Below are 20137 nucleotides of genomic sequence, written 5' to 3' on the forward strand. Positions count from 1 at the left end.
TCACGACGGCCGGAACAGCTTTTCGTGGAAGCCGGTGACCTTGACGGTGATGGTCACCGGCTGCGCTCCCTTGTTGCGCCAGAACCAGCCGTGGATGCCATCGAAGCCGGCGGTGAATGCGCCTTGCGCGGCACTCTGCTGCGCCACCTTCCAGTAGGTGGTGAACTCCCCCGGCTTCGCATGTTCCGGTTCGCCGTGCATGTCGGATTTGACCGGGCCGCCGTCGCTGGACCAGCTGAACACGAAGTGCTCGCCCTTGCGCATCAGCGCCTTGACTTCGGCCCCCTGGCCCGGCTGCAGCGTCACGCGCATCTCGTCGGAACGCAGCGGCATGGCGCTGCTGCTTACCGGGCCTGCCTGCGTGGCCGCCGCCTGCGTGGCGCCGGACGCGGGAACCGGCTGCACCTCGGCCGTCTTGCGGGCGCCGCCATACAGCTTGGTCAGTCCCAGCGCGCCGCCGGCGCCCAACGGATCGATGCCGTATTCGGCCGGCAGTACCGCCACGGTCAGGATCAGGGCGGCGACGGCGAGCGCGACGCCGGTTGCCTTGCCCAGTTGCTGCAGCGTGGGCGGGGATGCGGTTTCATAGGTGGTGATCATGCTGGTTTCCTTGTTCAGACGGTCGCGTAACCGGTCAGTTGATAGCCCATCAGGACGAAGCCGGCGATCATCAGCACCACGTTGGCGTTGAAGGCCTGGCGCCGGAAGGACGCGCTGCGGCGCCAATATCCCATCGCGATCAGGATGCTGCTCAGCGCCAGCATCTGCCCGATCTCGACGCCGATATTGAACGACAGGATGTTGGGCACCAGCCCCTCCTGCGACAGCGTCAGCTCCTGCAATTTGGTGGCCAGGCCAAAGCCGTGGAACAGGCCGAAGATCAGCACCGCGGCCTTGGTGTTGGGCTGGAATCCCAGCAGCCGTTCCAGCGCCCCCATGTTGTCGAGCGCCTTGTACACCACCGAAAAGCCGATGATGGCGTCCACCAGATAGGGGTTGATGTGGGTGCCGCTCAATACGCCCGACAGCAGCGTGATGCTGTGGCCCAGCGCGAACAGCGTGACGTAGGCGCCGACATCCTTGAGCCGGTACAGGAAGAAGATCACGCCGACCAGGAACAGCAGGTGGTCGTAGCCGGTCACCATGTGCTTGGCGCCCAGGTAGATGAAGGGCAGGATCTGCATCCCGCTGGTCTGCTCCAGGTAAGCCTTGTCGTCCTCGGCCACGCCATGCGCGATGCCGTCGCCGGCCGCCAGCGCCATCAGGATGGTCAGGGCCGGCAGCAGGGCCGGGCGGCAGCGCATCAGCGCCGCGGAAAGGTGATGTCGCATGATGGTCCTTGAAGAGGTGTCAGGCGTCCAGCCAGACCTGCTCGGCGCAGGTATAGCCCATGAAGGCGCCCAGTGGATGGGAGATGGCGCCGCGCACGGCGGTGCTGATCCCTTCCAGGTTGTTGATGAACAGCGGGATGCCGACGCCGCATTTTTCATGCACCAGCACCTGCATGTCGGCGTAGAACTGACGGCGTTTGGTGTCGTCGGTTTCGGCCCGCGCCAGGATCAACAGCTGGTCGAACTGCTCGTTCTTCCAGCCCGACTCGTTCCATAGCGCGTCCGACTTGAAGAACTGCGTAAACAACATGTCGGCGCTGGGGCGGGCATTGGTGTTGCCGAAGCCGATGGGCGATTTCATCCAGTGATTGGACCAGTAGCCGTCGGCGGACACCCGTTTGACGGCCAGGTTCAAGCCGGCCTTTTGCGCCGACTGCTGCAGCAGCATGGCCATGTCCACCGAGCCGGAGGCGGCCACCGAGGCCACCACCGGCAAGGTCAAGCCCAGCGCACCGGCGCGCCGCAGGTGGAATTTGGCCCGTTCCGGATCGTAGGGGCGTTGCGGCAGGCCGGCGAAGTAAAAGCGGTGGGACGGCGCGATCGGCTGGTCGTTGCCGATCACGGCGTAGCCGCGGAAGGCGGCGCGCTTCATCTGTTCGCGGTCGATCAGGTACTTCATGCCCAGCGTGAAATCGGGATTGCGGCCCAGGCCTACGGTCTGGCGGATGATCAGGTCCGTGTACAGGCCGCCCTGGCTGTCCAGCACCGCGTATCCGGGCTCGCCCTTGATACGTTTGGTCGAGCGTGGATTGACTTCGTTCACCCAGTGCACGTCACCCGACAGCAACGCGTTGATGCGCGCCGATTCGTCCGGAATGCCGAACAGCGATACCTGGTCCAGGTAGGGCAGGCCGGGCTTCCAGTAATGTTCATTGCGGATGCCGATGGTGCGTACGCCCGGCGTGAACTCCTTGCACTTGAAGGCGCCGGTGCCGTTGGCCGTGGCGAAGTTGGTGGTGCCGTCCGGGATGATGACGAAGTGGGAGGTCGCCAGCATCACCGGCAGGTCGGCATTGGCGCCCTTGAGCGTGATCTCCACCGTCAACGGCCCTGTCGCGCGCACGCTGTCGAATTGCTGCGCCACGCCGCGCACTTTGGACGCGACCGCCGGATCGTTGTGGCGGTTCAGCGAATACACCACGTCGGCCGAGGTCAACTCTCTGCCGTCGTGGAAATGGATGCCCTTGCGCAGGCGGACGATCCAGGTGATGGCGTCGTCGGTGACGATCTCCTCGGCCAGCACCATCTGCGCCGCCAGCTGGCTGTCGAGCGATGTCAGGCCGTTGTAGAACATGTGGGCGCGCAGGTAGTCGGTCGACAGCGCGCCCTTGGCCGGGTCCAGGGTGTCGGCATTGGAGCTGGACTGGGTGGCGATGGTCATCATGCCGCCCCGGCGCGGTTGCTGGCCCGCCTGCAGCACGCCGCTGGCCGGCAACAGCAGAGCACCGGCGGCGCCGCGCAACAACGTACGGCGCTGCGGGGACGGGCAAGCGGCCGCTGGCGCGGGATACTCGGATTTCATCAGATATGCCTCCAGCCTGTTTCAATAGCTTCATTACATCATAAACCGCCATGGCAGTTGTGGCGTTTGCGGCGCCATGCAGCGCACAAACGACGGTTTTTCCGGCCCGCTTCAGCATAGTTTGCCGACCGTAGAATATGCTGAGCTACGGCGAACTTTACTGCCCAAACATCGCCTGCGGGGCCCAACTAAGCAGAAAAAACCAATCCCCGTCCGTACAATGACCTGGTGGCCAACCCGCTCCCGCAAGGCGACGGGCGGCCCCTCGCGGAGTATTCTATAACCAGATAAATGGGCAGGACACGCATGATGGACCACACCAGTATTCACAATCCCCCCCTGTGGGCGCACAAGCAGGCCGCACCGGCGGCCGCCAATCCGGCCGGCCAGGCCGTCCGCTCGCGCATCGCGGTCATCGACGTGCTGCGCGGCCTGGTCATGTTGATCATGTTGTTCGATCATGTGCGCGAGACGCTGTACCTGCACATGCAGGTCACCGACCCGATGACGGTCGCCGCCACCGAGCCGGCCTTGTTCTTCACCCGCATGGCGGCGCACTTCTGCGCGCCGATGTTCGTCTTCCTCACCGGCCTGTCGGCCTGGTTGTACGCCCATCCGGCGGTCGGTCCGCGCAATGCGACCGGCTTCCTGGTCAAGCGCGGCCTGCTGCTGGTGGGCTTGGAACTGGTGGTGGTCAACTTCGCCTGGGCCGGCCAGTTCCCGCCGCCGGTGCTGTATTTGCAGGTGATCTGGGTGATCGGGCTGGCGATGATCGTTTTGGCGCTGCTGCACCGGTTGCCGCTCCAGTTGCTGGGGGCGGTCGGCCTGTTGATCGTGTTCGGCCACAATGCGCTGACCTGGATCAGTTTTGAACAGGGCGGCGTCGCCTACGATGCCTGGACCATCCTGCTGCATCGCGGCTTCCTGGTGGCCGACGGCGCGGTCAAGCTCAAGGTGACGTATCCGCTGCTGCCGTGGGTGGGCGTGATCCTGCTCGGCTACGCCGCCGGCCCGCTGTACGCGAAGGCGATGGATCCGCAGCGCCGCCGGCAGTTGTTGCTGATGCTGGGCGCGGCGTCGCTGCTGTTGCTGGCGGTGCTGCGCGGTTTTAACATCTATGGCGAGGAACTGCCCTGGGTGCATGGCGCGACCGCCGTGCAGACGGTCATGTCCTTCTTTAACTTCACCAAATACCCGCCGTCGCTGGACTTCCTGCTGATGACGATCGGCACCGGCATGCTGGCCCTGGCCGTGATGGAGCCGCTGGAAAACTGGTTCACGCGCGCCTGCGCGACCTTCGGCGGCGCGCCGATGTTCTACTACCTGCTGCACCTGTACCTGCTGCTGGCGCTGCAGCATGTGCTGGTGGCGCTGTTCGGCGCCAACCATGGCGCGCGCTTTGGTGTCGACCAGCTGTGGCCGGTGTGGGTGGTGGCGCTGGCTTTGATGCCGGTGTTGTATGTGCCTTGCCGCGCCTTCGCCAATTTCAAGCGGACGTCGGATCAGGCATGGGTACGTTATTTCTAAGGGTGCTGCTGCTGGGCGTCGTGCTGCCGGCGGCCGCGACGGAGGACACCGACATGGTCGGCGCCGGACGCTGGGAGATCAATCTCGGCGCGGCGCAGGAACTGCACGCCGGCAGCCGCGAACGCGCGCTGCCGGCGATCGATGTCAGCCATGGCCTGTCCGACCATCTGCAGCTGCTGCTGGCCCAGCCCTTCATCAATGCCAGCCAGGGCGGGGAGAGCGCAAAATCGGGCCTGGGCGCCGCCACCGCCGGCGTGAAATGGCGCTGGCTGGATGCGCCCGAGGCAGGCTACGCCCTGGGCTGGTATCCGCGCTTCACCTGGACGCCGTCCGGCACGTCGGCCGCGCGCGGCGTGGCGCCACAGGGACACAGCCTGCTGCTTCCGCTGCTGGCGGGTTTCCGCAGCGGCGACGCCGGCCTGTTCGCCGAAGTGGGCCGCAACCTGGTGCAGCGCGGTCCGGACGAATGGCGCGCGGGCGTCAAGGTGATGCGGCAGTGCCTGCCGCAACTGGAGTGCCGCATCGAACTCGATCACTCGCGGGCCGCCGGCACGCGCGGTCAGACCCTGCTGAGCGCCGGCGGCAAGTGGAGCCTGGGTGCGGACCTGCTGTTGCAGGCCAGCGCCGGACGCGATATCGCCGGCGACCGCGAAGCGCGGCGCCGGCTGGTGTTGTATCTGGGAGTGCAGCTGCAGCGTTAAGCGGGTGCGTGCTCGGTCACGACCCAGAACTTGCTGGCCGCTTCCACGATCTCGAAAATTCCCTCGAATCCCGGCGTGATGACGCCGCTGTCGCCCGGCCCGAAATGGCGGGACTGACTGCCGTCCGGCGCCGAGACGATCACGTGGCCGCTGATGATGTGGAAGAATTCATGCTTGTCGGCCGCCAGTGCGATGCGGTAGGAGCCGGTTTCGGCCTGCCAGGTGCCGGCGCGCACGCCGTACAGCTGGTTGGCGAAATATTCCCGCGCGGTGCGTTTCGGATTGCCTTTGATGCGGCGTTCGGGGTCCGGATACTGGACCGTGGTCTCGGGCGCGATGTCGTGGAAGTGCACGATGGTGGGATGGGTCATGGGTTTTCCTTTGGTTGATGGAGAGTCAGGTCAGCAGGCGGCCGAGGCGCACCACGGTCACGCCGGCGCGCAGCTGGCGTAGCGACGGCATCACCAGCACGCAATTGGGATAGGGCGTTCGCACCGTCTCGCCCTGGTTCCAGCCGATGACGGTGCCGGCCTCGGGAAAGGTCTCCAGGCCGGTGTAGTGGGCGGCGAAGCGGAAGTCGGAGCCGCTGGCCACCACCGCGTCCGTAACGCGCACCACGTGGCGCTGCTCGGGATGCGGCTTGAGCCAGCCGTGCGGGACATCGCCGAGGTCGATATTGCCGCACAAGAGCAGGAAGCGCGCGCAGCTGTTTTTGGCCACGGTGACGGCCTGCGCTTCCCAATGCTGGCCGCATTCGATCAGCAGCGCATTGCGCGGGCTTCCCGCTTGGCCGAAGGCGCCATAGTCGCGCAGGCGGCAGCCTTCCTGGTGGCCGGCGTCGCTGATGATGTAGGACGGCACGCCCAGGCGCTGGGCCATGGCGATGCCTTTGTCCAGCGGCCCGCACACGTTCAGCGGCGCGCAGCGTTCGTGCATCGAGTGCAGGTCCAGCAGGAAGTCCACCGTGTCGACCAGCGGCCGCATCGCGCGCGCGCGGCGCAGTTCGACGCTGTCCAGTTCCAGGTTGTCCAGGATGGCGGGCTGCCAGACGCGGTTGAGATCCTGGTCGACGAAACGCGAGGCGTCGGGCCGCTCGGGATCCCAGCGCCGGTAGGCGTCCACGTTGGCGAAAGACAGCGTGATGCGGCCACGGCGCGGGCGCAGCCCGCCGTCCAGCAGGGCCTTGACCGCGATCGCGCCGCACACCTCGTTGCCATGGGTGAGGGCGTTGATCATGGTATGGCAACCGGGCTTGCCGCTGTCGAAGGTGTAGACGTAGGGGATGCCGGTGTTGCCTTTGGCATAGGCCGACAAATCGGGGAATTCGACTTCGATCGGATAGGTTTCCAGTGTCATGCTTGCAGTCCGCCCATGCAGAGATATTTGGTGTGCATATAGTCTTCCAGGCCGTAGCGCGAGCCTTCCCGGCCATAGCCCGATTCCTTGACGCCGCCGAACGGCGCCGCCTCCGCCGCCAGCGCGCCCTCGTTGATGCCGACGATGCCGGTCTCCAGCCGGTCGGCCACGCGCCATACGCGGGCGATGTCGCGCGCGTAGAAATAGGCCGCCAGCCCGAAAGGCGTGTGGTTGGCCTGCGCCACCACGTCGGCCTCGGTGTGGAAGCGGAACAGCGGCACCACCGGGCCGAAGGTCTCTTCCTGCGCCAGCTGCATGCGCGGGCTGGCCTCGCCCAGCACGGTGGGCGCGTAGTAGGTCGGGCCGTCCGCGCCGGGCGGATGCAGCTGTTCGCCGCCGCACATCAGCACCGCGCCGTGCGACAGGGCGTCGGCGACGTGGGCCTGGATCTTGTCCAGCGCGCGGCGGTTGATCATGGGGCCGATCTGCGACGAGGGATCGGCGGCCGGGCCGACCTTCAGCGCCGCCACGCGGGCGGTGAGCCGCTCGGCAAAGCGCTGGTAGACGGCGTCCTGCACGTAGACCCGGTTCGGGCTGACGCAGGTCTGGCCGCCGTTGCGGAACTTGGCCGCCATCAGGCCGTCGACGGCGGCATCCAGGTCGGCGTCGTCGAACACGATGAAGGGCGCGTTGCCGCCCAGTTCCAGCGACAGTTTTTTCAGCGTGGCGGCCGAATCGCGCGCCAGGCTTTTGCCGACCGCGGTGGAGCCGGTGAAGGTGATCTTGCGCACGCGCGCGTCGGCCAGCCAGACCCCGACCACGGCCGGGGTGCGCGCGCGCGAGGCCGTCACGATGTTCAGCACTCCCGGCGGAATGCCCGCCTCGTGCGCCAGGCTGACCAGTGCCAGCGCGGTCAACGGCGTGTCCTCCGCCGGCTTGGCGACCACCGTGCAGCCGGCCGCGAGGGCCGGCGCGATCTTGCGGGCGATCATCGCCAGCGGGAAGTTCCAGGGCGTGATGGCGGCCACCACGCCGACCGCTTCCTTGACCACGATCAGCTTCTTGCCGCGCACCGGTTCCGGGATCACGTCGCCGTAGCAGCGCACCGCCTCTTCGGCAAACCATTCGACGTAGGAAGCGCCGTACAGCACTTCGCCGCGTGCCTCGGCCAGCGGCTTGCCCTGTTCGCGCGAGATGAGGCGCGCCAGGTCGTCGGTATTGGCGATGATCAGCGCGTGCCAGCGCTTGAGCAGCTGGGCGCGATCGCGCGCGCTGCGGGCGCGCCAGCCCTCGAAGGCCGCCACGGCGGCATCGACGGCGGCGGCGGCATCGGCCTCGCCGCTGTCCGGCACTGTGGTAAAGGCGATGCCGTCGGCCGGGTCGCAGACCTCATAGGCGAGGGCGTCGCTGCCGGCGCACCAGACGCCGGCAATGTAGTTGGCGCCGCAAAGCAGGGCGGCGCGGGTCAGGGTCAGTGGCATGGCGCCTCCGGCATCGATGCGATCACGGCGGCCACGGCCTGGCCCAGCTCCGTGGTCGAGGCCTGGCCGCCCAGGTCGGGCGTGTGCGGGCCGTTCAGCAGCACGGTTTCGATCGCGGCGACGATGGCGTCGTGCGCGGCGCGGCAGGCGGCGTCGCCCTGGCCGAGGAAGTCCAGCATCAGCGCGCCGGACCAGATCATGGCGATCGGGTTGGCGATGTTCTTGCCGTAGATGTCGGGCGCCGAGCCGTGTACCGGCTCGAACAGCGAGGGGAAGCTGCGTTCGGGATTCAGGTTGGCCGACGGCGCCAGGCCGATGGTGCCGGTGCAGGCCGGACCGAGGTCGGACAGGATGTCGCCGAACAGGTTGGAGGCCACCACCACGTCGAAGCGCTGCGGCTGCAGCACGAAACGGGCGCACAGGATGTCGATGTGCTGCTTGTCCCAGGCCACGTCCGGATAGTGTCCGGCCATGTCGGCGGCGCGTCCATCCCACCACGGCATGCTGATCGAGATGCCGTTGCTCTTGGTGGCGACGGTGACGTGCTTGCGTTTGCGTCGTTGGGCCAGGTCGAAGGCGAAGCGCAGCACCCTGTCGGTGCCGTGGCGCGAGAACACCGCCTGCTGCATCACCACTTCGCGCGGCGTGCCTTCGAAACTGATGCCGCCGACCGACGAGTATTCGCCTTCGGTGTTTTCGCGCACGATGACGAAGTCGATGTCGCCGGCCCGGCGTCCGGCCAGCGGGCAGGGCACGCCCTCGAACAGGCGCGCCGGGCGCAGGTTGATGTACTGGTCGAATTCGCGCCGGAACTTCAGCAGCGATCCCCACAGCGATATGTGGTCGGGCACCGCGTCCGGCCAGCCGGCCGCGCCGAAGTAGATCGCGTCCATGGCGGACAGTTGCTGCTTCCAGTCGTCCGGCATCATCTGGCCGGTGCGGGCGTAGTAGTCGCAACTGGCCCATTCGATATGGGTGTAGCGCAGGGTGATGCCGAAACGGGCGGCCGCCGCGTTCAGCGCGCGCAGGCCCTCGGGCATGACTTCCTTGCCGATGCCGTCACCCGCGATGACGGCGATATGAAAAGTTTGGCTCATGTGTGTGGTCGGTCAGTGATTGCCGGGCGGCGGACGCCGGCCGGGAACTGCTGAGACCATGGTAGTGGAGGAAGGCTGGCGGGTGACGCGGAATTGGGGCGGGACGACGGGTGGGAAATTGCGAATTTCGCGCGGCGGCGGCAGATTGTGCCGCGCCGCCGGGATGCTGGTCAGCTGTTCTGGGTGAACAGCTTTTCGACCGGGTAATAACCCTTGGTGAAGGGCGACTTGATGACGATGTAGCTGAAGTATTTTTCGATGCCGATGTGCTGGTCCAGCAAGCCCTCGATGATGGTCTGGTAGTGCACCACGCCGGTGGTGACGAACTTCAGCAGGTAGTCGAAGCCGCCGCTGACCAGATGGCATTCGACCACCTCATCGATCTTGCGCACCGCGGCCTCGAACTTGACGAAGTCTTCGCGGCGGTGGTCCGACAGCGTGACCTGGGTGAACACCAGCTGCACGTTGCCGATTTTTTCCAGTTCGATGTGGGCGCCATAGCCGGTCACGTAGCCGGCTTTTTCCAGCCGCTTGACGCGGATCAGGCAGGGACTTGGCGACAAGCCGACCGCATCGGCCAGGTCGACGTTCGCGATCCTGCCGCTTTGCTGCAGGTGAGACAGGATGCGGATATCGATCCTGTCCAGTTTGAAAGCACCTTCTAACATAAGCTCCCTTGCCCGATGCGCCACAATGATGCGGCGCCCGGGGTGATTGTAGCATGGCGGTAATGCCTTACAAGGCCCCTGCGCGGCGCCGCGGTGGCGCGCTTACGACAACGCCTGGCGCACCTCGGGCTGGGCCAGCACCTGGTCCAGCGTGGCGCGCAAGCGTGCGAACAGCAGCGTGAATTCATCGGCGGTGTAGCACAGCGCGGGCGCAAAGCCGAGGATGTTGTCGCCGAAGGCGCGGAACACCAGCTGCTGATCGTAGGCCGCGCGCGCCACCCGCTCGTGCAGCTTCAGCTCCGCCGCGAACTGGCGCTTGCTGTGCTTGTCGGCCACCAGTTCCAGCGCGCCCAGCAGGCCGCGGCTGCGGGCGTCGCCCACCAGCGGATGCGCCAGCAGGTCGCGCAGGCCCTGTTCGAATTGCGGCGCGCGCGCCACGCCGTTGGCCAGCAGGCCGCCTTCGTGGTACAGGCGCAGCACCTCCAGCCCGATGGCGGCGCTGACCGGATGGCCTGAATAGGTCTGGCCATGGCCGACCGCCAGCTCCGGTCCGGCGCCGTCGGCGATGGCCTGGTAGATCCGGTCCGACATCATCAACGCGCCCATCGGCGCATAGCCGGCGGTCAGGCCTTTGGCCAGCGTCATCATGTCGGGCTGCACGCCCTCGGCTTCGCAGGCGAACAGCGGTCCGGTGCGGCCAAAGCCGGTGATCACTTCGTCGACCACGAACAGGATGCCCAGTTCGCGGCAGGTATCGGCCATGGCCTTGAGCCAGCCGCGCGGCGGCACGATGACGCCGCCGGAACCCTGGATCGGCTCGCAGAAGAAGGCGGCGACGCGCTCGGCGCCCAGTTCCGCCACCTTGGCGCGCAGCGCCGCGACGGAGGCCGCGATCAAGGCCTGCGGGTCGTCGCCCAGCGGACTGCGGTAGGCATAGGGCGAGGGCAGGTAGTGCTGGTTCGCCTGCGGCAGGTTGAAATGGCGATGAAACACCGGCAGCGCGGTCAGTCCGGCGCCCACCGAGGACGAGCCGTGATAGCCGCGCTGCAGCGAGATGAACTGGGTGCGCCGCTCCTGGCCCAGCGCGTTGTAGTAATAGCTGATGTAGCGCAGCGCGCTGTCGACGGCGTCCGATCCGCCCAGCGTGAAGTAGACGTGGCGCAGCGAGGCCGGCGCCAGTTCGACCAGCCGGGCGGCCAGGCGGATGGCCGGCTCGGAGCCGTAGCCGAAGTAGCCGGTGGCGTAGGGCAGGCGCCGCATCTGTTCATTGGCTGCCTGGACGATGCTTTCGTGGCCGTATCCGGTGTTGACGCACCACAGGCCGGAGAAGGCGTCCAGCAGTTCCCGGCCGGCGTCGTCGCGCAGGTAGACGCCCTGGGCGGCCGCCAGCACGGCGGCGCCGCGCTGTTCATGTTGACGGAAGTTGCTGACGGGGTGAATCAGGAATTGTCGATCGAGGTCGACGAGGGAGGTGTTGGGCATGATGACGATCCGTGTAATGGTCTGTCACCATCTTAGGACCGTTGCCGCAGCCAGTGCTGGCGATTGTCGTCGGCGCAGCGCATCGAAATTGCGAATTTCCGGCAGCGGCGGCAGATTGTGCTGCGCCTCAGTAGCCGCGCGTGCGCTCGACCAGGCCTTCCAGCGCTTGACCGCGATGATGGCGCAGCAGATTGTCCAGCACCACCGTCACCGCCGTTTCCGGCTGCGTCATGCTGGCGATGTGCGGCGTCAGCACGATGGCGGGATGCTCCCAGAAGGGATGGTCGGCAGGCGGCGGCTCCGGCTCGCACACGTCCAGCACCGCTTGCGCCAGTTGGCCGTCGTTCAGCGCGTCCAGCAGATCCTGCTGCACCAGGTGGCCGCCGCGACCCACGTGCACCAGCGCGGCGCCGCGCGGCAGCGCATCGAACAGGGCCCGGTTCAGGATGTTGCGGGTGTCGGCCGTCAGCGGCAGCAGGCAGACCAGGATGTCGCAGCGGGCCAGGAAGTCCGGCAGCGCGGCGGCGCCGGCGTGGCAGGCCACGCCGTCGAGCGCGCGCGCCGAGCGGCTCCAGCCGGCGCAGTCAAAGCCCAACCGCACCAGCTGCGCCAGCGCGGCCTGCGCCAGCACGCCCAGTCCCAGCACGCCCACGCGGCAGGCCGACGCGGGACGCACCCGCAACGCGCGCCACGCGTGCTTGCGCTGCTGCGCCGCATACGTGGCCCATTGGCGATGGATGGCCAGCACCGCCAGCGTCACATACTCGGCCATGCCGGCGGCGATGCCCGGTTCGACCATGCGCACCAGCGGCAGCTCCGGCGGCAGCGCGGCCAGGTCGAACTGGTCGATGCCTGCGCCGACCGAGAAGATCAGCTCCAGCCGGGGAAAGGCGCCAAGGTCGTCGGGCGGCAGCCAGGCCGCCAGGTAGCGTACCTTGGCCGGATCGCCGACGTCGGGCCAGATACGGAAGTCCAGCTGCGGCGCGTGGCGGGCGAACAGGCGCGCCCACTCGGCGCCGCGCTGCGGATCGGCCTTGTACAGGAAGGTGCCCGCCGGCAGCTCGGACCAGCGCATGCTCAACCCAGCGCCTGGTTGATGATGGCGAACTGGCGCAAGCCGTGATCGGGCAGCGGCGCGTCGCCGCGCACCATGGCCACCACGCTGTCGACCTGCACCAACCCCAGTTCGGTCAACCACGGGCCGAGGCCGCTGCTGCCGCTGACGTCGATGCGCAGGAAGGCGCCGCCGTAGGTGCCGGTCCAGTGGCTGATCAGCGCCTTGGCCCGTTCGATGTCGGGCGCGATCACCGGGCCGATGGCGTAGCCGTGGCCGAAGCGGCGCAGCATGGCGCAGCCGATCACTTCGTCATAGCGGTCGATCACCACGCCCTCGGCCACGTCCTGCAGCGCGGCCATGACCGTGGCACGCGGCATGCCCGTGGCGCGGGCGCCCAGCGCCGCCAGCTTGGCGGCATCGCGCGAGCCGAGTGGACGGATGCGCTCCCCAGGCTGCAACGGCATCAGCGGCGACTTGAAGACGGTGCCCTGGTGCTGATGAATCTCGCCGATCTGCTGGAAGCCAATGCGGGCATACAGGTCCCTGCCGGCGGCGGTGGCGTGCAGCAGCACGTTGCGGCTGCCCAGTTCCGCCATCACCATTGCCATCAGCTTGCGGCCTATGCCTTTTCCTTGCCACGCGCCGGTAACGATGACCATGCCGATCGAGGCGAATTCGGTGCCGTGGCTCCAGCACAGGGCCGTGCCGATCAGACCTCCGTCGTTTTCAGCCACATAGCCGGCCCCCAGGCGTTGAATGAAGGCCCAGTCCTCCAGCCGGTGCGGCCAGCGCACCGACAGCGACAGGCGGTGCGCCGCGTCGAGGTCTTGCTCGGTCATGCGGCGGTAGCGCACCGCGGTTCCGGTTTGTGGATCACTCACATTTCCTCCGTGCTTCAGCAGTGTTGGTGGTTGCAGCGTGCAGCCATGCTAACCCAGCCGCGGCGGGGCGCGCCAGCACCGAAGTAAGAACGCAAGGAAGTCGCAAGCGCGCCAGCCGTTTCGGCACAAAGTGCTGTCGGGGCATCGCTTTTTTCGCATCCCTGTCGAGTGGCATCGCGACGCGAAAAAGCGCTTGACCTTACCAGGGGGGCAACGTTTACAGTGGAGCGCACTCTCTCCCTCGACTTTTGAATTGGAATCAACATGCAACGATTGCACTCCCTGGCGCTGGGCGCCTTGCTGGCCGTCTCCACGCTGGCCAGTTTGCCGGCATCGGCTCACGCCACCTTGCAGGCCTCCTTGCCGGCGGCGGACGCCGTGCTGCCGCAGGCGCCGCAGCAGGTCCAGCTGACCTTTAACGAAAAAGTCGAACCCGCTTTCAGTTCCATCGCGCTGCAGGACGAGACCGGCAAAGTCGTCCCCACCGACAAGGCGCAGACCGATGCCGCCCATCCGGCACAAATGACGCTGGCGCTGCCGGCATTGAAGTCCGGCCGTTACATCGTGCGCTGGGTGGCGGTGGGACCGGATGGTCATCGCCGCACCGGCCAGTATGGCTTCTCGGTCAAGTAAATGACGACGATGTTGCTGCAGGTTGGCGCCGTGTGGGCGTTGAACCTGGCTTTGGCCTGGATGGTGGGCGCGTGTACGGCGGCATTCTGGCTGCGCAACGAAGGCACTGGCTGGACACTGCGCTGCCGGTTGTGGTTGCAGCAGTCCTGTCGCGCGGCGGCGCTGGTCTGCCTGGCGGCGTATTTGCTGGTGCTGTGGGCGGTGGCGGCGGCGATGGCCGATGTGCCGCTGTCCGAAGCCGGCGCGGCATTGTGGATGCTGCTGGCGCAGAGCGACTATGGCAAAGCCGCATGGGCCGCTGCCGCCTGCCTGGCGGCGCTGGCGTTCTGGCCGCTGAGCCCGGGCCGCTCGCTGGCGGTGCTGGTTGCGTTTGCCTTCAGTCGCGTCGCCAACAGCCACGCGGCTGAGCAGGGCTTGCTCACCTTGCCGCTCCTGGTTGAATGGTTGCACTTGCTGCTGATCGCGCTGTGGGTGGGTGGCGTTGCAGTTGCCGCCTGGGTGGTGCTGCCCGCCAGCGCCGCCGGGGGCGGCGCGGCACCGGACGCCTATCTGCGCAAGCTGTCGGACGCGGCGACGCTGGCTCTGGCCGGCATTGTCGCCACCGGCATCTTCAACGCATGGCGCGGGCTGGGCAAGTTGGACAACCTGGCCGCCACCCCATACGGCGTGGCACTGACTGTCAAGCTGGTGCTGGTTGCGCTGGCCGTGGCATTGGGTGGCTACAACAAACTGCGAGGCTTTCCCGCCATCGTTGCGGGCCAAGCCGGCGCCCGGCCGGTGGTGGTGCTGGTGCTTCGGATCGAGTCGCTGCTGTTGGCGGGGGCGGTACTGGCGGCTGCTGTGCTGGCCGGCCAGGCGCCGCCGGCTTTCGGTTGATCAAGCGTGTTGTGGGCGGGGATGGCAAGCTGATAAGATGTCTGTCTTTGCAAGATCGGCGAGGACGCAACCATGAAGCAGCGCATGTGGGCTGGGATGGCACCGCTGGCAACGCTGGCGCTGATGGCGCCAGCCGCCGCTCAGCAGGCGGAGCCAACGCCGGCAGCGGATCTGCCGCTGTGGGAAGTGGGCCTGTTCGGCGGCGCCGCCACCACGCCGGCCTACCCGGGCGCCGAGGACCGCTCCACGCGCGCGCTGTTGCTGCCGCTGCTGATCTATCGCGGCAAGGTGCTGCGCGCCGACCGTTCCGGCGTGGCCGCGCGCCTGCTCAACACCGAGCGGGTCGAGCTCGATCTTGGGTTCGCGTTGTCGCTGCCGGCCCGCTCCGGCGACGTGGCGGCCCGCGCCGGCATGCCGGACTTGAAGTCGCTGCTGGAGTTCGGCCCGCGCCTGAAAGTATTGCTGGCCGAGCCCACGGCCGCCAGCCGCGTGCGGCTGGAGCTGCCGCTGCGGGTGCCGCTCGAGCTTGGAAATGGTTTTCAGCGCCAGGGCCTGGTGTTTGAGCCGCGCGTGGTGTTCGAGGCCGGCGACAAGGCGGGCGGATGGCAGGCCGACGCCAACCTGGGCGCGGTGTTTGGGAATGCCCGCCTGAACCGGTATTTTTATGAAGTCGCACCGCAATACGCCAACGCCGCGCGCCCGGCCTACCACGCGACGGGCGGTTGGATGATGACGCGGCTCGGCCTGAGCCTGTCGCGCCGGGTGTCGCCCGATTGGCGCGTATTCGGTTTCGCCCGCTACGACAATTACACGCACGCCGCCAACCGCGACAGTCCGCTGTTTCGCCAGAACAGCGGACTGTCGCTCGGCGTCGGCTTTACCTGGACGGCCTACCGCTCGCTGGCGCGGGCCTGGGAATGAGCGCCTACCAGTCCCTGCGGACGCGCAGCATGGCGAACGGCTGGGTGCGGGTGATGTTGTGCTCGACAAAGTCGACGCCGCCGGCCAGCCTGTCGCCGGCATAGTGCGTCCGGTCATAGGTGACGGCGCGCCCGGCGAGATTGTTCAGTTCCAGCGTGACCATCATGTTCGACACGGGGCGGTAGTTGACGAAGGCCCTGGCCCAGCCCGTGCCGCTGCTGGTATCGCGTTCGGCAAGCTGCCAGTTGTCGTTGGTCCAGCCGTTGTCGACCGAAAAGCCCCAGGCCGTTCTCTGGCGCGGCAAGTCCTGCGAGAACTCGACCCGCCAGGACAGCGGCTGTTCGCCGGACAGCCGGCGCGTCGCCAGCGTGACGGGATCGGTGACCGACGAGGACTTCCAGGTCGTCGACAACTTGATCAGCCCCTGCGGCAGCGACCAGCTGTCGGTGGGCAGGTTCAGCATGCCGGTCACGCTGTCGGCGCTGGCGTCGCCGATATTGCCGGCGGTGTCGATGGTGGCGGACGGGGTACGGATCGGCATGCGGTCGATGACGTCGCTGATGTGCGACTGCGTGTAGCTCAGCATGGCGGCGCCCCGTTCCCAGAAGCGGTATTCGAGCGCGCCTTCGCACAGCCAGGTCTTGGCTGGCACCAGATCGGGGTAGCCGGCCCGCAGCGTCTTGTCGGCGATGGCGAAATACGCCGCGGCATCGCCAAAGTTCAGCTGGCTGGTCTCGCGCTCCATGCGCAAGCGCAGCTGCAGCGACGGCGAGGGCGACAACGACAGGCGCAGCCGCGGCTTGGGATAGGTGTGAGCCTTGGCCTCCGGCTGGTCGGCGCCGATGCTCAGGCTGGATTGCTCCACCTTCAGGCCGGCTTCGGCGCTGATCGAGCTGTCGACCTGCCATGCCGAGGACAGCTGGCCCTCGAAGCGCGATTCCTGCACCCAGGCGCTGGCGGTGGGCGCCGCTGCGGCGTTGGGGTTGGCCTGATAGCTGTTGCTGCTGTCATTGGTGTGGACGGCCCGTTCAAAGCCGCCGCGTATCACGACGCCATCCAGCGCCTGCCAACTCAGTTGTACCGCGAGAATCTGTTCGCTGGCCGTGCTGTTCGACAGCGAATACGAGCTGTTGCCGCTGGTGGTGGATGTCGATTCGGCGGCAATGTCGGCTGTCCGATGCAGTGCCTTCAGGTCCATGCTGGCGCCATGCGCCAGGTCCCGCGTATAGGCCAGGCCCTGTTCCCGCGTGCGCCCGGCGTTGTCGTTGCTGTTCAGGGAGGGCGTCCCGGCGTCGTAGCGGCCCTGCGACTGGTAGGTCCACGGACTGAGCGCGCCGTTCAAGCTCAGTTGGCCGTCCAGCAGGTCTTGCCCGTAATTGAGCTTGATCGCCTTGTTGTCGGCAATGCCCGCGTTCTCCATCGTCGCCTCGGCGGCAGCGGCGGCGCCGGCATACGTCGTGGTCTTGTGTCCTTGCGTGGTATCCGGCGTCCGGGTCCAGCCCAGCGTGACGTTGATGCTGCGGTCCCCGCGCTTCAGGCTGTAATTGCCATCCATCGAGGGCTGCAGGCTGCCGTCAGGCATCAGGTAGCCCGATACGCTGGTGGCGGCGGAAACCAGGTCCATCTGTTTGAGCACGATGTTGGCCACGGTGGCGTAGCCCTGCATATCGATGCCGCCCGCGCCGCCGTTGATGACGTCGATGCGCTGAACGCCCGCCGCCGGGATGCGCGCCAGCGCGTCGCCGAGCGGATCCGTCTTGGAAGCGGGGCGCTTTCCGTTGATGAGCACGTTGCCGGCCGAACCGCGCGCCGCATTGCCGCCGTCGAAGACGAAGCCGGGCAGGCGGGTCACCATGTCCATCGCTGTCCCGGCCTGAAACTGGGTGAAGTAATCCGGGGTGTAGGACTGCGGCACAGTCCCGTCTGCGGCGTCGGCCATCCCTGCGGCGGCTAGCGCGCAAGTCAGCAAAACCGCATGGCGAACAAGTGTCGAGTGTCTCATCCCCGTATTGTGCAATGAACATGCCGAGTGTGCAATTGCGAAATTCACCAATCGGCGGACGTTTTTTGGCCGGCAGGGCCATTCATATCGCTAATTCCGCAGCCTGAGCCCGCCCTCGGCCACGGCGGTACGGTCCAGCGCGAGCACCGTCCTGGCCTTGGCCGGCGCGGCATTGTCGTAGTCGACCGCTTCGACGCCGGTGGCCGCGTCCGCATGCGTCACCCGCACGTGCAAGCGGTCCGGGCTGGCGCCTTGCTTGCCGCCGCCATCCCAGGCTTCCAGCACAAAGCGGTAGCCGGCGCGGCCATTGAGCAGTCCGGTGCCTTCGATGCGCGCCTGCCGGCCGGACGATGCGGCGGTGCTGACCTGATCGCTGCGGAAATGGAACGGACCGGACAACATGACGACAGGACTGCCGGCGGCAGCCTTGCTCTGCGTGCCGCTGGCCAGCGGCGCCCACAGCGCAAAGTGCAGCGGCAGGTCCCGAAAGCCGCGCGCGGCCGCTGCGCCGCCGCCGGCCAGCGTGCCCTTGCCGCTGAGCGAGGCAAACCCCGGCGCGTCAACCACGACGTCCCGCTGCACGGCCGTGGACCGGCCGCCCGAATCGGTGACCTGCGCCTTGACCGCGTAATAGCCCGCCGCGCAGAACTGGTGCCGCAAGCGGACCTGGCCGACTCCGCGCGCTTCGCTTACCGTCGGCGCCGGCGAAGCGCACTGGTCGGTCCAGGCGACGCTGGCCGTGTGGGTCTGCGCCGCGGCGTTGTCGACAAAGCCGACCGTCAGCGCCAGGTCCTGTCCGACCTCGATCACGTCCGGCAGGCCGAGCAGGGGGCCGAGCACCGGCGCGTCGGTGCCGCGGGTGCCGGGACGCAGCATGACCAGGCCGGCATTTGAATGGGCCAGGATCACGCCGTCGTCGTTGATGGCCGCGCCGGCCTCCAGCACCAGCCCGGCAGGCGGACGGTACAGATGCGCGTTCAGGTCGATCGGCTCGGTCAGCGCCGGCCAGCGCACCGCGCGCCGGCCGCCGCCGTCGCCGGCGGATCGCTCGATCATGCCCACCATCTCGCTGCGGTTGTTGATGTCGAACACGTCGCTGCTCGCGGCCGAGCCGGACGGCAGCTGCACCACGCCGCGCCCCATGGCCCACTGGTAGGCCACGCTGCGCTCGCCGATGACGGTGTCGCCGACCACCTCGCCGCGGTTGTTCAGGCCGGCGACCAGGCGCGAGCCGCCGCCTTCGACGTTGATCTGCACCATGCCGCTGTCGCGGCTCCAGAAAAAGCCCAGTACCTTGTCGTTGGCGGCGTTGTCGGACTCGCCGGCCACTTCGTTGCGCTCGTTGATGTGCTCGCCGAACGCGAGGGTGCCGCCCAAGGTGCCGAGGTCGGTCTGGTTGCCCGCGCGGTCCCACAGCATGGCGTGGATCGCGCCGCCGGCGACATCGGCATAGCCGGCCGACAGGCCTTGCCAGTTGATGGCATCGGCCTCCGACAGCGACAGCGGAACCGGCCCCAGCGGCGTGACGGCGCCGCCCGCATTCCAGCGCACGGCGCGCGCGGTGATGCCGGGCGCAGGCCGTTGTCCGGCAATCTGGTTGCGGTCGTTGATGGCGCGCGCGCTCGAGACCGTCGTGCCGGGCAGCGCGTGCATGCCGCCGCCCACGGTCCACGCAAACGCCAGGATGTTGCTGAATTGTTCGGCGTCTTCCGATTCGCCCACCACCACGCCTTGCTTGTTCAGCCCGTGTATCAGGGTATAGCTGCCGCCCAGCGAGCCGATATCGTGCACGCGGTCGCCGTCGAAGAAGCCGTTGGTGGTGCCGCCGCCGATGAAGGAGCCGAACGCGGCCTGGCCGCGTTCGTTGAGCAGGGTCGCGGCGCCAGCCTCCGGTCCCAGGTTGATGACGCTGTAGATGCAGGTGCGCGCGCGGCTGGCTTCGGTGTCGCCGGGGCTGCTGACCAAGGCGTCGGCAGCGGCGGGCGCGGCCTGCCCGCCGGCCCATACCGCAACGGGCGCGGCAAGTGCGGCCAAGGCGCCGGCGATGAGGTGCGTGCGTAATCCAGCATTGCTGCTGCGTGGTTGCTGCATGATGGTTCCCCTTGCAAGAAAGTTGGCGCAAGCAGGCGCTTGCGTGGCACCGATGATGGTCGCGACGATGGCGGTTCAGCGCTGCTGATAGGTCAGGCAGCGGACGGAGTTGCTGTCGCGGCCGATGGAGATGTGATCGGTCATGCACTCGTAATCGTCGTTATGCCGGCAAGCCGAGACCTTGCAGGCGCCGACGCCGGCGGTGCGTTGTTCCGCCTTGGAGTGCGGTGCGGAGTCGAGGAAGGTGTCGCACCCGGGGTGGACCCCGCTGCCGACCGTGATGGCGCGGGCGTGGCAGCAGCTGTCTGTGTTGTAGGCGCACTCGACAACCGAGCACTGTGCGACTAGCGGCATTTCGATGGAAACTTGTTTCATGATGACCTCCGGCTAATGAGCGCGCATTGAAGCGCGCCCATTGAAGGAGTATACGGAGAGAGGGAGGAAGCGCGTC

The 20137-nt window shown here is 67.4% G+C and carries 19 protein-coding genes; 5 read left to right on the top strand and 14 right to left on the bottom strand.

Annotated elements, in window-relative coordinates; all coding sequences use genetic code 11:
• Genes ABWW33_RS20700 through ABWW33_RS20710 form a run of 3 tightly spaced genes read right to left on the bottom strand, consistent with a single transcriptional unit; the run spans nucleotide 1 to nucleotide 2913 of the window.
• A complete protein-coding gene (locus tag ABWW33_RS20700; RefSeq protein WP_353403525.1) occupies nucleotides 1–600 on the bottom strand; it encodes a transmembrane anchor protein in 600 nt (199 codons plus the stop codon).
• Between the two features lie 14 nt (nucleotides 601–614).
• Nucleotides 615–1331, bottom strand: a complete 717-nt coding sequence (locus ABWW33_RS20705; protein WP_444551007.1) for a HupE/UreJ family protein — start codon at nucleotides 1329–1331, stop codon at nucleotides 615–617.
• 19 nt (nucleotides 1332–1350) lie between these two features.
• The gene (locus ABWW33_RS20710) at nucleotides 1351–2913 is read right to left on the bottom strand and encodes an ABC transporter substrate-binding protein (RefSeq protein WP_353403526.1); all 1563 of its coding nucleotides are present in this window, start codon (nucleotides 2911–2913) and stop codon (nucleotides 1351–1353) included.
• A gap of 309 nt (nucleotides 2914–3222) precedes the next feature.
• Between ABWW33_RS20710 and ABWW33_RS20715 the strand changes: the two genes are divergently transcribed.
• Both ABWW33_RS20715 and ABWW33_RS20720 read left to right on the top strand, forming a co-directional pair.
• Nucleotides 3223–4440 carry an acetyltransferase domain-containing protein gene (locus tag ABWW33_RS20715; protein WP_353403681.1) on the top strand — a complete coding sequence of 406 codons (1218 nt, stop codon included), beginning with the start codon at nucleotides 3223–3225 and terminating at the stop codon, nucleotides 4438–4440.
• On the top strand, nucleotides 4422–5141 hold the full coding sequence (locus ABWW33_RS20720) for a hypothetical protein (protein ID WP_353403527.1): 720 nt from the start codon (nucleotides 4422–4424) through the stop codon (nucleotides 5139–5141). The genes ABWW33_RS20715 and ABWW33_RS20720 overlap by 19 nt, the downstream gene beginning before the upstream one ends.
• Here the strand turns inward: ABWW33_RS20720 and ABWW33_RS20725 are convergent.
• From ABWW33_RS20725 to ABWW33_RS20760, 8 genes are all read right to left on the bottom strand, one after another.
• On the bottom strand, nucleotides 5138–5512 hold the full coding sequence (locus ABWW33_RS20725; protein ID WP_353403528.1) for a cupin domain-containing protein: 375 nt from the start codon (nucleotides 5510–5512) through the stop codon (nucleotides 5138–5140). The two genes, ABWW33_RS20720 and ABWW33_RS20725, sit on opposite strands and share 4 nt — an antisense overlap.
• Before the next feature lie 25 nt (nucleotides 5513–5537).
• On the bottom strand, nucleotides 5538–6497 hold the full coding sequence (locus ABWW33_RS20730; protein ID WP_176651029.1) for a M14 family metallopeptidase: 960 nt from the start codon (nucleotides 6495–6497) through the stop codon (nucleotides 5538–5540).
• Entirely contained in the window at nucleotides 6494–7978 is a 1485-nt protein-coding gene (locus tag ABWW33_RS20735; RefSeq protein ID WP_353403530.1) for an NAD-dependent succinate-semialdehyde dehydrogenase, read from the bottom strand. Before ABWW33_RS20735 ends, ABWW33_RS20730 begins: the two co-directional genes overlap by 4 nt.
• Entirely contained in the window at nucleotides 7969–9075 is a 1107-nt protein-coding gene (locus tag ABWW33_RS20740) for a tartrate dehydrogenase (RefSeq protein WP_176651027.1), read from the bottom strand. Before ABWW33_RS20740 ends, ABWW33_RS20735 begins: the two co-directional genes overlap by 10 nt.
• Nucleotides 9076–9245: 170 nt before the next feature.
• Nucleotides 9246–9743 (bottom strand): Lrp/AsnC family transcriptional regulator, encoded by a 498-nt coding sequence (locus tag ABWW33_RS20745; RefSeq protein WP_176651026.1) that lies wholly within the window; start codon nucleotides 9741–9743, stop codon nucleotides 9246–9248.
• A 102-nt stretch (nucleotides 9744–9845) separates the two neighbouring features.
• Nucleotides 9846–11225 carry an aspartate aminotransferase family protein gene (locus ABWW33_RS20750; protein ID WP_353403532.1) on the bottom strand — a complete coding sequence of 460 codons (1380 nt, stop codon included), beginning with the start codon at nucleotides 11223–11225 and terminating at the stop codon, nucleotides 9846–9848.
• 127 nt (nucleotides 11226–11352) lie between these two features.
• Complete coding sequence (locus ABWW33_RS20755; protein WP_353403533.1) at nucleotides 11353–12300, bottom strand: 2-hydroxyacid dehydrogenase; 948 nt, start codon at nucleotides 12298–12300, stop codon at nucleotides 11353–11355.
• A gap of 2 nt (nucleotides 12301–12302) precedes the next feature.
• Nucleotides 12303–13163: a GNAT family N-acetyltransferase gene (locus ABWW33_RS20760; RefSeq protein ID WP_444551008.1), complete on the bottom strand. Its 861-nt coding sequence runs from the start codon at nucleotides 13161–13163 to the stop codon at nucleotides 12303–12305.
• 264 nt (nucleotides 13164–13427) lie between these two features.
• On the opposite strand from ABWW33_RS20760, the gene copC reads away from it, so the two are divergent.
• The 3 genes from copC to ABWW33_RS20775 all read left to right on the top strand — a co-directional run bounded on the left by copC (nucleotide 13428) and on the right by ABWW33_RS20775 (nucleotide 15593).
• A complete protein-coding gene (gene copC, locus ABWW33_RS20765) occupies nucleotides 13428–13796 on the top strand; it encodes a copper homeostasis periplasmic binding protein CopC (RefSeq protein ID WP_176651023.1) in 369 nt (122 codons plus the stop codon).
• Nucleotides 13797–14672: a CopD family protein gene (locus ABWW33_RS20770; RefSeq protein WP_353403535.1), complete on the top strand. Its 876-nt coding sequence runs from the start codon at nucleotides 13797–13799 to the stop codon at nucleotides 14670–14672.
• Between the two features lie 72 nt (nucleotides 14673–14744).
• Nucleotides 14745–15593, top strand: coding sequence for a MipA/OmpV family protein (locus tag ABWW33_RS20775; RefSeq protein WP_353403536.1), 849 nt, complete (start codon nucleotides 14745–14747; stop codon nucleotides 15591–15593).
• Nucleotides 15594–15597: 4 nt separating this feature from the next.
• On the opposite strand, the gene ABWW33_RS20780 is transcribed toward ABWW33_RS20775, so the two are convergent.
• The 3 genes from ABWW33_RS20780 to ABWW33_RS20790 all read right to left on the bottom strand — a co-directional run bounded on the left by ABWW33_RS20780 (nucleotide 15598) and on the right by ABWW33_RS20790 (nucleotide 20061).
• Nucleotides 15598–17532 carry a TonB-dependent receptor gene (locus ABWW33_RS20780; protein ID WP_353403537.1) on the bottom strand — a complete coding sequence of 645 codons (1935 nt, stop codon included), beginning with the start codon at nucleotides 17530–17532 and terminating at the stop codon, nucleotides 15598–15600.
• Between the two features lie 153 nt (nucleotides 17533–17685).
• Nucleotides 17686–19686, bottom strand: a complete 2001-nt coding sequence (locus tag ABWW33_RS20785; RefSeq protein WP_353403538.1) for a hypothetical protein — start codon at nucleotides 19684–19686, stop codon at nucleotides 17686–17688.
• A 75-nt stretch (nucleotides 19687–19761) separates the two neighbouring features.
• A complete protein-coding gene (locus ABWW33_RS20790; RefSeq protein ID WP_353403539.1) occupies nucleotides 19762–20061 on the bottom strand; it encodes a DUF1540 domain-containing protein in 300 nt (99 codons plus the stop codon).
• Nucleotides 20062–20137 lie beyond the last annotated feature (76 nt).

The sequence above is a fragment of the Duganella hordei genome, from assembly GCF_040369125.1.
In the GTDB taxonomy this organism is placed as follows: domain Bacteria; phylum Pseudomonadota; class Gammaproteobacteria; order Burkholderiales; family Burkholderiaceae_D; genus Rugamonas; species Rugamonas hordei.

What these genes read in the sequence shown, in the direction of transcription:
- ABWW33_RS20735 (WP_353403530.1), bottom strand. Translation starts at nt 7,978, where the DNA reads ATGCCACTGACCCTGACCCGCGCCGCCCTGCTTTGCGGCGCCAACTAC.
- ABWW33_RS20720 (WP_353403527.1), top strand. Translation starts at nt 4,422, where the DNA reads ATGGGTACGTTATTTCTAAGGGTGCTGCTGCTGGGCGTCGTGCTGCCG.
- ABWW33_RS20780 (WP_353403537.1), bottom strand. Translation starts at nt 17,532, where the DNA reads ATGGCCGACGCCGCAGACGGGACTGTGCCGCAGTCCTACACCCCGGAT.
- ABWW33_RS20790 (WP_353403539.1), bottom strand. Translation starts at nt 20,061, where the DNA reads ATGAAACAAGTTTCCATCGAAATGCCGCTAGTCGCACAGTGCTCGGTT.
- ABWW33_RS20700 (WP_353403525.1), bottom strand. Translation starts at nt 600, where the DNA reads ATGATCACCACCTATGAAACCGCATCCCCGCCCACGCTGCAGCAACTG.
- ABWW33_RS20715 (WP_353403681.1), top strand. Translation starts at nt 3,223, where the DNA reads ATGGACCACACCAGTATTCACAATCCCCCCCTGTGGGCGCACAAGCAG.
- ABWW33_RS20740 (WP_176651027.1), bottom strand. Translation starts at nt 9,075, where the DNA reads ATGAGCCAAACTTTTCATATCGCCGTCATCGCGGGTGACGGCATCGGC.
- copC (WP_176651023.1), top strand. Translation starts at nt 13,428, where the DNA reads ATGCAACGATTGCACTCCCTGGCGCTGGGCGCCTTGCTGGCCGTCTCC.
- ABWW33_RS20785 (WP_353403538.1), bottom strand. Translation starts at nt 19,686, where the DNA reads ATGCAGCAACCACGCAGCAGCAATGCTGGATTACGCACGCACCTCATC.
- ABWW33_RS20755 (WP_353403533.1), bottom strand. Translation starts at nt 12,300, where the DNA reads ATGCGCTGGTCCGAGCTGCCGGCGGGCACCTTCCTGTACAAGGCCGAT.
- ABWW33_RS20730 (WP_176651029.1), bottom strand. Translation starts at nt 6,497, where the DNA reads ATGACACTGGAAACCTATCCGATCGAAGTCGAATTCCCCGATTTGTCG.
- ABWW33_RS20745 (WP_176651026.1), bottom strand. Translation starts at nt 9,743, where the DNA reads ATGTTAGAAGGTGCTTTCAAACTGGACAGGATCGATATCCGCATCCTG.
- ABWW33_RS20710 (WP_353403526.1), bottom strand. Translation starts at nt 2,913, where the DNA reads ATGAAATCCGAGTATCCCGCGCCAGCGGCCGCTTGCCCGTCCCCGCAG.
- ABWW33_RS20770 (WP_353403535.1), top strand. Translation starts at nt 13,797, where the DNA reads ATGACGACGATGTTGCTGCAGGTTGGCGCCGTGTGGGCGTTGAACCTG.
- ABWW33_RS20705 (WP_444551007.1), bottom strand. Translation starts at nt 1,331, where the DNA reads ATGCGACATCACCTTTCCGCGGCGCTGATGCGCTGCCGCCCGGCCCTG.
- ABWW33_RS20750 (WP_353403532.1), bottom strand. Translation starts at nt 11,225, where the DNA reads ATGCCCAACACCTCCCTCGTCGACCTCGATCGACAATTCCTGATTCAC.
- ABWW33_RS20725 (WP_353403528.1), bottom strand. Translation starts at nt 5,512, where the DNA reads ATGACCCATCCCACCATCGTGCACTTCCACGACATCGCGCCCGAGACC.
- ABWW33_RS20775 (WP_353403536.1), top strand. Translation starts at nt 14,745, where the DNA reads ATGAAGCAGCGCATGTGGGCTGGGATGGCACCGCTGGCAACGCTGGCG.